Raw genomic sequence first — 13,619 nt, forward strand, 5'->3', positions numbered from 1 at the left:
GATCGCAAATTTTAGAAGCGAGATTCACGGTTGAACGCGCTTGCCTGCGCGAAACTCTCCAGAAAAGCGTCTGCCTTTAGCATCTGTAATTACGCCTCTACCGTGAGGCAGTCCCTTGCGAAATTCGCCTTCGTAGCGAACGCCGTTGGGGAAGCTGCAACTACCTTTACCGTCTAGCTGTTCGTTGAAAAACTGACCGTCGCAGCGAGTGCCGTCCGCACGGGTGAAGACTCCCCTACCAAACGGGTTTCCTGCGAAAAACTGTCCGGCGTAGCGATCGCCGCTAGCAAAGATAAATTGCCCTTGACCGTGCGGCTGGCTGCTAGCAGCCCCGCCGCCTATTGCTTGAACAATTTCAAATGTTCCCCTGTAGCGATCGCCAGTGGCAAAAATAGCTTCTCCCCTAACGATCAGACCGTTGCGGAACTCTCCCACCATGCGGTCATCGTTGGCGAACAGGAATGTGCCTTGACCGTTGGGTACGCCGTTACGAAACAGTCCTTCATAGCGATCGCCCTTGGAGTATACGTATATTCCTTGTCCCTGAGGTCTGCCGTTGACGAAAGTTCCTTCATAATTGTCGCCATTCTCGTAGTTGCACCTGACTCTACCGTTGGGGGGAGAGCCTTCGCAAACCGGAGGGCGCTTTTGTTCTGCTGCTGGCGCCGCCAATGACGATTTAGTGTTGGCTAGCAGTGAGAGGTATCCTACCCCCGTGCCAACCAACATGAGTATTCCGAGTTGTTTAATTGAGCGAAGCATGACGGTTCTCAATTTTCTTTCTAAGGATTGAGCTAAATTTTGCATTAAATTGGGTTCTGAGCAACTCGGGGAGATTTTTCTCCCACAATTTTAGAAACCTCTACACCGTTTTCTTCTAGAACCACAATCGGATCGGCTCCTGATTTGAAATCAACCCGTTTGATTAGCACCTGCCCGCTGGCAATCCGCTGTCCTACTTTGATATATCGACTTGTTGGCTCGTTAGGTGCTTTCACAATTACCAGTATGTCATTACCAACTCTGACTACGCCACTAACTTCAACTCCTTTGGCATTGTCTGTCGAAGGCGGTGGCGGTGGTGGTGCGGGCGGTGGTGGCGGGTTCGGGTCTTGCCACGAGGGCGGCGGTGTTAATTCGGGCAGCTTGGGCAGCCCCGGCAGTTCTCTGGTGGCGATGTTGGGAATGCTGGGAGGGCGCGGCGGGCCCGGCGGGCGAGCGGCGATCGCTGGCGGGCGTCCCGGTGTCGCTCCTGGTCGTCCCGGTGTCGCTCCTGGTCGTCGCGTCCCTTGGGGGCTTGCCGTCGTGCCTCTTGGGAAGCCCGGTATAGAGGGAACTCCCGGTATTGATGATGCCGGAGCTCCTGCTATGTCTGGGGAACCTGCTGGTCTGGTTCCGGGGCGTCCTGGTCTGGTTCCGGTGCCGCCGGTGGTGCCTGTTGGGAAGCCCGGTATTGATGGCACTCCCGGTATTGATGCCGGATTTCCTGCGACGTTTGGGGAACCTGCTGGTCTGGTTCCGGGGCGTCCTGGTCTGGTTCCGGTGCCGCCGGTCGAGCCTGTTGGGATGCCCGGTATAGAGGGTACTCCCGGTATTGATGCCGGATTTCCTGCGACGTTTGGGGAGCCTGCCGGTCTGGCTCCGGGGCGTCCGGGGGCTGCTTGGGGACGCGCTGAAATTGGTGGCAGCCATTGGGGTATGGGGGTTAGCGGCAGGTTGGGAAGACTTGACACCTGTGCGGGGCTTTGAGGTTTAGGAAGTTCCGCAACTGTCCCGCCGCCCCGTGCCCTGTTCGCTCCCGGTGCTGGCGTCCACTGAGGCGGGTTTTTCTCGTCCGGTAGCTTGGGCAGATTTGGAACTTGTCTGACTGGGAGGTTGGGGAGTTCGTTGCCCGCTGTCCCGCCACCGTCTGTTTTGAGTGGTTGAGGGGGAAGGACTGAGAATGGGTCATTTGCTTGACCGGGGACAGGGGTCTGTGGAATTGCCCTCGGGGCTGTCTTTTTGCCATCAATGTCTGCTTGAGCTTGTCTGGCGCGATCGTCAGGGTTTGTCGATCGGATCAAGCCGGGGGGCTGGGCCGCTACTACTGGGGAGGGGAATGTCTGAGCTCCTGGTGTGGGACTTGCCGCACCAGGAGTTCCGGGAGCGTTGGCTGCTGGTGATCCTGGTGTTGCACCCGGACTGAGACTAGGAGTAGGAGTGGGACTGGCTGTGTCGCCACCCCCGTCGCCGCCACATCCCCCGATCGAGAAAGCCAGCATTCCTATAGTTGCAAAATATAAAAGTTTACGCATTGCCGATCGTCCCCAAACGCCTGACTTTTAAGTGATCCAAATGGCAATTGCAGTTGCTGCCATTTGCCGCTTTTCAGTTTACCTGGTTTGATGGTATGCGATCGCTTTTAAATTGCCAAGTTTTCCGGACGATTTGATGTTGAAGCGGGCCCTGGGTTTTCGGGATCGGGTTAGGATATCAATGGCGGTGGTTCTTCGACATATTGAATCAATTAGGGCATGGTTATGGTGGCAAAAGTGATTCTCAAGCGGATTTGGCGATCGGGCATTGTTTCTGTGGCTGTTTTGGTAGGTCTGGGATCGGTGGGAAGCGGCAATGTGAATGCTCGTTCGCATCAGCCAGAAACAAAGGTGATGGCATTGATGCCCGCTGCGAGTTCCCAGCAGCTCGATCGCACTTTAACAGCAGCCTCGGAAGCCACAAGTGGCAATGTGTATTCTCAGTTTCGCAGGGGCACCTCAAATCCTGGTGTCCAACCGCCAGCCAATCAACCAGCCTCTGGTGGGAATCAAAAGGTATTTCAAGCTAAAATCAAGCGCCGCGCGGGTGGCACACCTGTGATTGATGTGGTATTTAACGGTAACAAGACTTTTGAAATGATTGTCGATACCGGGGCGAGCGGCACTTTAATTACTCAGCGGATGGCTGCTGCGCTGGGAGTGAGGCGCGTGGGCACCGCGAGAGCGGGGATCGCTGACGGTAGCATTGTCGAGTTCCCCATCGGTGTAGTGCGATCGATTCGGGTTGGGGGTGCTGCGATCCAAAATGTCGAAGTGGCGATCGCCAAACAAATGGAAATTGGTCTGCTCGGTCACGATTTCTTTGGCAATTACGATGTCAAAATCAAAAAAGATGTTGTAGAATTTTATGTTCGCTGAGAGTGAGCCGAATCAGAAACCAATTTTTATTCGCATACTGTAAAGTTATTCGCAGCCCGGTCAAGGCTGTTTAATTTATTTCTTGAGGCACTTGCAAAACGCCGCCAAGTGTGGTATTGTTTTGAGTGTTTCCAGAGCAGTAGACCGTTGAACAATCCGGGAAAATCCGGCCGCAAAAGCACGGCCGCTGTTGGCGCGATCGAGTAACAGTCTCCAACGGTGGATTCACAGTTCAAGGCAATCAATTAGACAATTTGCCGATCGGGTGGAAATTAGTTCCCAAAATGCTGTGGCTGAGGGAATTATTGTTCGCGTTGTTGGGCCGGACCGTAAAAAATCTGTAAAAAGATGAGCGCAAGATGTTCCGCAAAATCGGCAATTATGACGATCGAGAAATTAATTATTCTAAATAAGGTATTCGCATGGCACAAACGTCTGTATCTCCTGTAGTGCTGATTATTCTAGACGGCTGGGGTTATCGTGAAGAAAAAGACGGAAATGCGATCGCCGCCGCGAAAACACCCGTGATGGACAGTCTCTGGGCAGCTTATCCCAGAACTCTGATTAACACATCAGGTCGGGCGGTAGGGCTTCCCGACGGCCAAATGGGCAACTCAGAAGTCGGTCACTTGAATCTGGGCGCGGGCCGCGTGGTTCCTCAAGAGTTAGTGCGAATCTCTGATGCTGTCGAAGACGGATCTTTGCTAGACAACCGGGCGCTGGTTCAGCTTTGCTCCGAAGTGCGCCGCCGGGGCGGCAAGTTGCACCTGACCGGTCTTTGTTCCGAAGGTGGGGTACACTCGCACCTGAGTCACATTTTGGGCTTGCTAAAGCTAGCAAAGGCACAGGGAATTACTGAAGTTTGCATCCACGCGATTACAGACGGCCGCGATACTACTCCGAAAGAGGGTGTGGAAGCTTTAGGCAAGATAGAAGATTATATCAAACAGGTAGGAGTGGGTCGGATTGCTACCGTCAGCGGCCGCTATTACGCCATGGACAGGGACAAACGCTGGGATCGCGTGCACCGCGCTTACGAGGTGATGACGGTTGAGGGCGCGCCTGACGGTCGATCGGCAGTTGATGTGTTGCAGGCCTCCTATGCGGTCGGAGTAACCGACGAGTTTGCAGTTCCGACTCGCATTGCCCCAGGCGCGGTAGCATCCGGGGATGGGATGATTTTTTTCAATTTTCGCCCCGACAGGGCTAGAGAGTTGACTCAGGTCTTTGTAGCGCCAGATTTTAAGGGCTTTGAACGGCAGTTAATTGAGCCGCTGACCTTTGCGAGTTTTACTCAGTACGACCCCAAACTGTCGTCGGTACTGGTAGCTTTTGAACCGCAGAATTTGAACAATATTCTGGGCGAGGTGATTTCTAAGCACGGTTTGCGGCAGTTGCGGACGGCGGAAACAGAAAAGTACGCTCACGTGACTTATTTTTTTAATGGGGGTCTGGAAGAGCCTTTTGAGGGGGAAGACCGCGAGTTGGTGCAGAGCCCGATGGTGGCGACTTACGATGAGGCGCCGGAGATGTCGGCCGCTGAGGTGACGGATGTGGCGCTGGAGGCTTTGTCCAAGCGGATTTATTCCTTTGTGGTGCTTAACTACGCTAACCCGGATATGGTCGGTCATACGGGGATGATGGATGCGACGGTAATTGCGATTCAAACTGTGGATAAATGTTTGGGGCGACTGTTGACCGGGATTTCCAAAGCTGGGGGAACGGCAATTATTATTGCTGACCACGGCAATGCTGAGTTGATGTTTGACGAGGATGGGAATCCTTGGACGGCTCACACTACTAACCCGGTGCCGTTTATTTTAGTAGAAGGCGAAGGTCTGAAGATTCCGGGTCACGGAGGGAATGTTGCTCTGAGGGCGGACGGTTGTTTGGCTGATGTGGCGCCGACGGTTCTGGAGCTGTTGAGGTTGCCTCAGCCCCCGGAGATGACTGGAAAGTCTATGATTCGATCGGCTGAATTTGAAGTTCGCGCCAATCGCACTCCGGTGCGGGTGCGGCTGTAGCAAGTCTGGGTTACAGGTAGGGATACGGCGCTGTCCCCAGAGGTGGATGGAGTTAACCCGAAAGACCGCCAGGGACTTAAGTCCCTGGCTAATAGCTAAAGTCCTCTGAAGAGGACTGAAGAACTTATCTCAGTCCTCTTCAGAGGACTTTAGCTTTGAGGCAGGGGTTGAAACCCCTGCCGGACTGCACCGAAAGCGTGTCAAGCCGACACCTCTGGGCGAAGCGTAGCGGAGGCAGTCCCGTGTCCCTAAGCGAGGTTGTGTGCGATCGACTAAATTTGATATGATAATGAATTGCCAATTACTAATTACCAATTACCCCAAATTATGAATATTGTTTCTGTGTTACAAGTTATCTGGTCTTTGTCTGCTTTAGGACTTGTAGTTTTTGTGTTGCTGCACAGTCCTAAAGGCGATGGCATTGGAGGGATTGGCGGACAAGCTCAATTATTTACGAGCGCTAAGAGTGCGGAAACAACTCTCAACCGGATTACTTGGGGCTTGTCTATTGTGTTTATGGGTTTGACTATTATTTTGAGCGCTGGTTGGTTGACTCCTAAGTTATAAGATTCGGATTTTTAACCGCAGATGAACGCCGACAGACGCAGATAATATGAAGTTCATCTGCGTTTATTTGCGTTTATATGCGGTTGCAAAAATGCGGTTGTGGAAAGTTACGAGAAAACATAGATTACTGGCTGATTTGAGATTGGCTTTATGTTGTTTTAGCCTGATAATTTTGACTCAGGTTAATACTCGGGCTGCGAGTCTTTCTCTTTCTCCTCTCCCGAATAGTTGGCCATCTCCACAGGTTCACCCTTTGCCGCCAATGCTCGCGAATTGGCAAGATTCAACTAATAGCGGTGATTATTTCGATCGCATTAAACAGCCAAATGTCGGTCATTTGCTATGGTCGAAATTTCCCATTCAGGTGTATGTGGAGCGTCCCGTTGATGGGAATAAGTCTGAAGAATGGATAGCAGCCGTCTTGGGTGTTGTGAGGGAATGGGCGGTTTATTTGCCTTTGGAAGTGGTGGATAGTTCGGAGGTGGCTGATATTAGAATTTTACGTCAGGCTCCGCCTTTGCGTCAAGGGCTTTTGCGATCGCGCTCTGGGGAAGCCACCTATGAGTTGTACAATCGTCTGGACGGGGAGAAAACTGTTTTATCTCATCGGTTTGTGGTTTATTTGAATCCGAATCAAGTGGGTAAGTATGTTCCGGCGACGGCGCGGCACGAGTTGGGGCACGCTTTGGGAATTTGGGGCCACAGTTTGCTGGAAACTGATGTGCTTTATTTTTCTCAGGTGCGGAATCCTCCGGCTATTTCTGCGAGGGATGTTAATACTTTGAAGCGGGTTTATCAGCAGCCGACTCGTTTGGGGTGGGAATTGTAGTTTTTGGTTGTAATATCAACTCGGCGCTAACAAACACAATCAAATAGGTTCGTAGTGAGGACTTTAGTCCGCATCTTTCATCACAGGAATGAAGTCCTCACTACGAACAATTAAATAGGTTTGTAGTGAGGACTTTAGTCCGCATCTTTCATCACAGGAATGAAGTCCTCACTACGAACCTTATAAAGAACCTGATAGTTAATAGGGAACAGAATAGAAATGAAAGATGAATGTTTTGGAATTGTCCCAATCTTTGGAAAAGAAGCCGACCGTTTGTTTTTGTTGATTCAACATCAAGCAGGACATTGGGCGTTTCCTAAAGGTCACGCGAATCCGGGGGAATCTCCAGCGGAAACGGCTAGGCGAGAATTTGCGGAGGAAACTGGGATATCGGATTTTGAAATGCTGGATGAACCGAGTTTTACGGAACATTACTCTTTTGTGAAGGATGGCGAGCAAATTGACAAAGCTGTGACTTATTTTTTAGGCTTTGTTAGTTCGATGGATGTGGTTTTGCAAGTGGAGGAAGTTCAAAATCATGCTTGGGTTTCTGCTGAGGAAGCTGTTAAGTTAATTACTTTTGATGCGAACCGCCTTATGTTCGGGGAGGTTCAGGCATTTTTAGATGGGAGATAAGAGTCGGGGGGATTTACATTTAATTTTTGGGGCGATGCTCGGAGCAACGTCCCACAAGAGTTTGATTAATTTTTCACACACAATTTAAGTGTAGAACAGTTTATCAGTTCTGTTCTGGTTTCTGATGCCGATCGCTCTTATTGAAATGTTCGATGGCTCTTATTGACTGTAGATATTTTGAAGTGCGATCGCTCGTCCAACCAGTTATTGTATCAAATAATGAAATCTTAGTCAAGACTAATTATTTATCAATAAAATTCGTATCAGTTATACTCTGCCTCGCGCCCTATTTTGCTGACAAGTTGAGATTTTTTTACCAAGATTTCTGGTAAAATTTGATACTAACAATAGGGATTTAAAGGTATACATATGTCTGAGCAAAATGAAATTGCGGTGTCTGAGACTTTGACACCCGAAGAGCAAGCGGTTTGGGATGCGAAGGCGAAAGTTCGGGTATTGCTGAATTTGTGGGATTTGGGCGGCGGTCAGATTCCGGTTAAAAAGGGGGATTTGACTAAGCGGATTGTGCGTACTAATGAGACGAGTGTGAAATATCAGGGTGTGCTCGGCGAGTTGCAGGAATCTGGGGCGATCGAGTATTCGCTGGTAAATCGGGTGACGCGGGTGGAGTTGAGCGCGAAGGGGAAAGAGGTTTTAGCGCAGGGCTTGAAAAGTCGGGATTCTCTGTTTGAGTTTGATGGTTCTCAAATCGGTACTCGGCTGGGAAATGCTCTGCTGAAGTGGATTCGGCATCAGGATGGTGCGGCGGCTGTTGCTGTGGAGACGGGGAAGAAGGATGGAGGGGCGATCGCCTCCTATGACGATTTTAAGGCTGTGGCGATCGATGTGTACGACAGCTTGAACCGGGATTATAACTTAGACGATTTAGTGCCGATTTATCGGATGCGGCGGGCGATCGGGGAAAGGGTAGGGCGATCGGAGTTTAACGAGTGGCTGTTGGAAATGCAGGCTAATGATATTTTTCAGCTAATGGCAGGGGAAATCCCAGACATCACCCCAGATAAACGTGAAGACTCAATCATCATTCCTGGTGGTACATTGCGTTACTACGCCAAGCGCTTAAATCCATAAAATTGTTCTCAATCTTTTTGTAGTTCGTTACCTCACACCCGATAACCATGAACAATATACCAGTTTCCCCGATAGAAGCCCTGAATGCTGCAATTCAAAATCACAATCCATTTAGCAAAGCTGGCATTGTCAAAGAGCAAGATGTTTGGGGGAAAGGATTCCCCGATCTTCCTACTCTAAATGCTCATGCTTCCGATGCAATTTTTCAGGCAGTTGAAAAAGTAAAGACAAGTCAATCTAGTCAAGAAAAGGTGAGTTCACTGGTATTAACTGCTTCAATGGGAGTGGGTAAAAGCCACATTTTGAATCGTACTCGCCAGAGGCTAGAAAGCAATGGTAATGCTTTATTCGTTTATGCGAGTGTTAATAATTACACAGACTTGAACTTTATCAAATACCAATTTCAGCAAACTTTAGTTAACAGTTTAAGTCGAATAAGTAGCCAAGGTGTCATGCAATGCCAGGAAATAGCAGCAGCAATGGCTAACGAATGTTTCAAAGCTATTAATCCTGCTACACCAAATCTTTCTCCTCAAAAACTACTCGATCAATTTGATCAAGTATGTGCTAGTTGGGCTACTAAAAATAAAAATTACATGAAAGCCCTAACTAAGCAATTCCTTAGGATAAGATCAAATGTAGACCCTTATATTCTTCGAGCTGTTTTGTGGACATTATCAGAAACTGAAACACCTTTTGCTATCAAATGGTTGTCTGGTGAAGAGTTAGATAAATCTAAAGCTGAGGAACTAGGATTGCCGACTAATTCCGGCAAGACTAATCAGGATAGAGAAGTAGAATCTCTTAACAATGTCCAGAAAATTTTAAATTTGGTGAGTTACTACCGTCCTGTAATCATTTGTTTTGATGAAATAGATGTAAATACAAGCTGTAGAGATGATGGCTTGACAACACCGCAGGTAATTGCTGATCTAGTTAAGCGTTTGTACGATACTCTCGAACACTCCGATCTCGGTCAAGGTTTGGTTATTATCACAGTAATGGCACCAGATACGTGGATAACAGTTAACTTGATGCCTACCAGTATACTTGAGCGAGTTTCAACATACACGCAGCGAAAACCAATCGATTTAAAATACTTGAATGGCGATTCTTTAGTTGATTTAGTCAAATTATGGTTGCAAGATTTTTATCAGGTCAGAAACTTAAATCCTCCTCATCCGGTCTACCCATTTGAGGAAAGTCAACTGAGAGAATATGGCAGAGGTAAGCCAACTGTACGCGAAGCTTTGACATGGTGTGCGGAGAATTTTAAAGTTTTTATGCCTCCAATGCCTGAACTTCCAGAAGATCCTGTTGAGCGGTTTGAGTTGGCTTGAACCAAAGAACTTGAGGCAGACATCCGAGAGGATATGGAGGATAATTCCACAATTGCTAAGGCTATTTACTTTGGCTTTGAAACCTTGAAAGGTCAGACGGTGGACAAGGTAACAATTGATGATATTACCGCAGAGATTAAGCCAAAGGCAAAAAATGCGGGTTGGATTGGATTCAAGATAATTGGTACCGAAAACGGAAGAGCTATCAAGATTGGTGTTGCAATTATCCAATCTTCTCAATCTGAATTAGTTGCTGCATTAAAGCGCTTAATTGATTATCAAACCTTTGATTTGACGCGCGGTTGTTTAGTGCGTTCCCAATCCAAAATAGAAAATATCAAGAAAACTTCTAAAGCCTACAAGCTACTAGAGGAACTCGTATCAGTAGAAAAAGGCGGTGAGGTCGTGTATTTGATTGAAGAGCAAATAAAACCGCTGATGGCTTTGCGTGCTGTTTGTAAAAAATGCCGGGATTACCATTTAACAGAAGACCAGATTTTTGATTTCATATCTCAGAAGCAGCTCGCTTTTGACAATCTTTTACTGCGGGAAATTTTGAGCGATCCGTCTGGTGAAATGCCTGCGGTTGACGATGATGATGAAAGCCTACTTTTAGAAGACATTTTTAACCCTCCCAGCATTGAAGATACTGATGATGCCGATCTCAACGACCTATTTAATTAAGCATGAGCAAATCTATTTTGCTTCAAACTGCTCTGGCTTTACCAAATCCAGATATTGAGGCTTTAATCCAAGGACGAATGATTGCAGCTATGCCTCGGATTTTTCTGAATCCGGGGCGGACATTTGCTTTGTATCCAGCCAATTTGTCGGTTGATTTGCTATCTGGCGATCGACATTATCGATCGCATTTTTTACCCGCTGCTCAAAAGGCACTTGCTCAGTTAAATTCAGATCGAGTTTCGATCAAAGCTTGGGCTAGGTGCGAATTGTGCCAAATGGTGAATGAGCCGGAATCATTAGAGGCTTTGTCGCGGTTAACCATTTGGAAAACAGAGGCATTACAGCAAATTATCCAGCAGCGTCCTTTTATTTTTGTAGCTTACCTGCGGGTTTATTTGCTACCTCAGCCGCTGGAAATGCCAGTGCATCCCAGCGGCAATTTTGTCTCTTTGCCAAAATCCCTAAATGTTACTGATTCAACGCCAGTGTTGAGCGAGTCTATCTTTGCCAAACGCCGTCAAAAGCTGGAAAAACTAGAGCCTCCCGATTATCCAGAATTGGAAGAGTTGCAAAGTGCATTAGTGCATTTATCCACCACCAACCCAAAAGCCAAACAACTAGACGCAGAAATCAAAATATTTCTAGGTTGGAGTAGCGATAAGCCTGTAAAACCAATCAAACCGGATTTATCTTGGATAAATACCATAGCAGCTTTGGGAAATCGCACCAAAGAACTAGATACAGACAGAAGCAACTATCAAGCAGGAACAGACTTTGAAATTGTAGTGCGCGATAGCCTTGAGTTTTTGGGATTTACCATAGATTATGCTCACAGAGGTGGTGCTGGCGGCTTAGATTTATTCTGCTCAAAACCTTATCCTCTGGTTGGTGAGTGCAAAGCGGGTAAAAAAATCCCTAACGATACAGCAGTTCAATTGCTGAATTTAGGAACCCTACGCCTGAGAGATCCAGCATTACTCAGAAGAGTAACTAAGTTGATTATTGGCCCGGGCGAACCTACTTCTCAACTTAAGGATGCAGCTCAATTACACGGTATGGCTATTATGAACCCTGAGACGCTTGAAAAATTGGTTAAACTTCAAAGCAACTATCCTAACTCGGTGGACTTATTTAAACTGAAAGAATACTTAAAACCGGGACAATCTGATGATGAAGTTGCTAAATATATTGAGCAAGTTGAACAAGAAATTAAAGTGCGATCGCACGTTCTTTCTATTCTTAAAAAGTATTTAGAAACTACAGGTTCTGAACAAGCAAGTGTCGATGCTCTTAGCGGTGCCTATTCAATGTCTAACCCACCCAAGAGGTTGTCCCGCGAAGAGTTGCACGAAATTTTAGTAGAACTTTCTTCTCCACTGACAGGTTATGCAGGGCGAATTAAAGGCGAGAATTTAGGGCGCGATCGCTTTTATTTCCTGCGCGACTTGCTGCTGGATGATTGAGGCATAATCGAGGCGAGTGCCACTATTTCAATTCCTTAAACAGTATCAGAATCTACTCCCAACTCCCGCAACTTAGCCGCCAATCTTTCAGCGCGTTGACGTTCGATTACAGCTTCCTGTTCGAGTTGCTGCAATCGAGCTTGTTCTGCTTTCACTAACTCCTCAACCAATGGCGGATTCAGTATTTCGTCCACCAACAAAACCAAATCTGGAAATAGTACAGATTCGATTTGTTGCCCCGGCAAATAATCATTCTGTTCGTAAATATCGTCGTCTTCTGGAAATGCTAAAACCCGCAGCTTTCCCTTATTCTGCTTCGGATCGGCTATCCAATATTCCGGCACATCAGCTAAGTTGTACTCCGCTCGTTTAATTATGTAATATTCAGGGCGATTTTCGCTCACCACTTCTATCACTAACAGCGGCTTTTCATCAAAATCGAGGATGCCTGCACCGGGCCTAGCAGCAGCTTGTTCCAAAAGACTTTGAGTGCAGACAACTACATCAGGAATTCGAGACTTATTTTCATTGGTTCTGACTCCTAGACCAGTTTTTACTACTAAGTCGAGATTGTGCGTGGCTAGGTAACGCTGGATTTTGTAAACTAAATATTCGCAAATTTTGATGTGTAGAACTGTTGCTGTTGGCATTGGTATTAATTTGCCTTTGTACAGTTCATATTTTACATCAGATTCTCCTTGATAAACTCGGTATTCTTCAAAAGTTAATGTGGGTGAATTATCAACTGGCTGTTCTGTTAAAACTGGCGGAATTGATTCAAACCTATGTTTTGCTAAGAGTTTGCCTTTATACAGTTCATATTGTACATCAGGTTCACCTTGATAAACTCGGTACTCTTCAAAAGTTAATGTGGGTGAATCATCAACTTGATTTTCTTCATTAACTGGCACAATAGGTTCAGACATATCTTTGTGACCTCAGCGAGTATTTCTGATTATTTTAAATTTAAACGACAGTATCAGGATCTACTCCCAATTCCCGCAACCTCGCTGCTAATCTTTCAGCGAGTTGACTCTGCTGCTCAGCGCGTTGACTCTGCTGCTCAGCGCGTTGACTCTGCTGCTCAGCGAGTTGACGCTGCTCCTCAGCCCGTTGACGTTCGATTACGGCTTGTTGCTGTGATTCCTGCAACTGAGCTCGTTCTGCCTTCACTAACTCGTCTACCAATGGTGGATTCAGTATTTCATCCACCGATAAAACGAAATCTGGAAATACTACAGATATAATTTCCTCACCCGGCAAGAAATCTGTGTAAGTGTAACCATCTTCACCTTCAGTCAATGCAAAAAGCCTAATTTTTTGCTTGCCAAGTTTAGGGTCAACAATGCAATATTCTGGTACGTTAGCTTGTTCGTACTCTCCCCGTTTGATCACATAATCTGCCCGCCGATCTTGGCTGACTACTTCTATCACTAATAACGGCTTTTCATCAAAATCGAGGATGCCTGCACCGGGCCTAGCAGCAGCTTGTTCTAAAAGACTTTGAGTGCAGACGACTACATCGGGAATCCGGGATTTATTTTCATCTGTTCTCACTCCTAAGCTAGTTTTCACTACTAAGTCGAAATTGCGATCGGCTATGTAATGCTGCAATTTGTAAACTAAATATTCGGAAATCTTGATGTGTAAAACTGTGGCTGCTGGCATCGGGATTAATTTGCCTTTGTACAGTTCATATTGTACATCTATATCTCCTTGATAAACTCGGTATTCTTCAAAGGTTAAAGTTGGGGAAGTATCTGTTTGCTTTTCTTCTAAAATTGGGGCGATCGATTGAGACATAGGTTTTG

General features: G+C 47.0%; 13 protein-coding genes. 9 read left to right on the forward strand and 4 right to left on the reverse strand.

Features of this window, described 5'->3' with window-relative positions; genetic code table 11:
• Window positions 1–24 precede the first annotated feature (24 nt).
• Complete coding sequence (locus JGK39_RS09005; protein ID WP_293248335.1) at window positions 25–807, reverse strand: MORN motif-containing protein; 783 nt, start codon at window positions 805–807, stop codon at window positions 25–27.
• Entirely contained in the window at window positions 807–2,294 is a 1,488-nt protein-coding gene (locus JGK39_RS09010; RefSeq protein ID WP_293248332.1) for a hypothetical protein, read from the reverse strand. The genes JGK39_RS09005 and JGK39_RS09010 overlap by 1 nt, the downstream gene beginning before the upstream one ends.
• Before the next feature lie 225 nt (window positions 2,295–2,519).
• On the opposite strand from JGK39_RS09010, the gene JGK39_RS09015 reads away from it, so the two are divergent.
• The 9 genes from JGK39_RS09015 (at window position 2,520) to JGK39_RS09055 (ending at window position 11,808) form a co-directional block, all read left to right on the forward strand.
• A complete protein-coding gene (locus tag JGK39_RS09015; RefSeq protein ID WP_293248329.1) occupies window positions 2,520–3,173 on the forward strand; it encodes a retropepsin-like aspartic protease in 654 nt (217 codons plus the stop codon).
• A 422-nt stretch (window positions 3,174–3,595) separates the two neighbouring features.
• The gene (gpmI, locus tag JGK39_RS09020) at window positions 3,596–5,197 is read left to right on the forward strand and encodes a 2,3-bisphosphoglycerate-independent phosphoglycerate mutase (protein ID WP_293248326.1); all 1,602 of its coding nucleotides are present in this window, start codon (window positions 3,596–3,598) and stop codon (window positions 5,195–5,197) included.
• A gap of 327 nt (window positions 5,198–5,524) precedes the next feature.
• On the forward strand, window positions 5,525–5,764 hold the full coding sequence (gene secG / locus JGK39_RS09025) for a preprotein translocase subunit SecG (RefSeq protein WP_293155559.1): 240 nt from the start codon (window positions 5,525–5,527) through the stop codon (window positions 5,762–5,764).
• A gap of 46 nt (window positions 5,765–5,810) precedes the next feature.
• The gene (locus JGK39_RS09030; protein ID WP_293248323.1) at window positions 5,811–6,593 is read left to right on the forward strand and encodes a peptidase; all 783 of its coding nucleotides are present in this window, start codon (window positions 5,811–5,813) and stop codon (window positions 6,591–6,593) included.
• 219 nt (window positions 6,594–6,812) lie between these two features.
• The gene (locus JGK39_RS09035; RefSeq protein WP_293248309.1) at window positions 6,813–7,229 is read left to right on the forward strand and encodes an NUDIX domain-containing protein; all 417 of its coding nucleotides are present in this window, start codon (window positions 6,813–6,815) and stop codon (window positions 7,227–7,229) included.
• Window positions 7,230–7,598: 369 nt separating this feature from the next.
• On the forward strand, window positions 7,599–8,321 hold the full coding sequence (locus JGK39_RS09040) for a hypothetical protein (RefSeq protein ID WP_293248305.1): 723 nt from the start codon (window positions 7,599–7,601) through the stop codon (window positions 8,319–8,321).
• Between the two features lie 47 nt (window positions 8,322–8,368).
• A complete protein-coding gene (locus JGK39_RS09045; protein ID WP_293296752.1) occupies window positions 8,369–9,661 on the forward strand; it encodes a P-loop NTPase fold protein in 1,293 nt (430 codons plus the stop codon).
• Between the two features lie 84 nt (window positions 9,662–9,745).
• Window positions 9,746–10,345: a hypothetical protein gene (locus tag JGK39_RS09050; protein ID WP_293296753.1), complete on the forward strand. Its 600-nt coding sequence runs from the start codon at window positions 9,746–9,748 to the stop codon at window positions 10,343–10,345.
• A gap of 2 nt (window positions 10,346–10,347) precedes the next feature.
• Complete coding sequence (locus JGK39_RS09055) at window positions 10,348–11,808, forward strand: DUF1802 family protein (protein ID WP_293296755.1); 1,461 nt, start codon at window positions 10,348–10,350, stop codon at window positions 11,806–11,808.
• A gap of 35 nt (window positions 11,809–11,843) precedes the next feature.
• Here the strand turns inward: JGK39_RS09055 and JGK39_RS09060 are convergent, their stop codons facing one another.
• Both JGK39_RS09060 and JGK39_RS09065 read right to left on the reverse strand, forming a co-directional pair.
• Window positions 11,844–12,734 (reverse strand): Uma2 family endonuclease, encoded by an 891-nt coding sequence (locus JGK39_RS09060; RefSeq protein WP_293296756.1) that lies wholly within the window; start codon window positions 12,732–12,734, stop codon window positions 11,844–11,846.
• A gap of 40 nt (window positions 12,735–12,774) precedes the next feature.
• Complete coding sequence (locus JGK39_RS09065; protein WP_293296758.1) at window positions 12,775–13,611, reverse strand: Uma2 family endonuclease; 837 nt, start codon at window positions 13,609–13,611, stop codon at window positions 12,775–12,777.
• Between the last annotated feature and the right edge of the window lie 8 nt (window positions 13,612–13,619).

The sequence above is a fragment of the Microcoleus sp. PH2017_12_PCY_D_A genome (assembly GCF_020738565.1).
Classification (GTDB): domain Bacteria; phylum Cyanobacteriota; class Cyanobacteriia; order Cyanobacteriales; family Microcoleaceae; genus Microcoleus.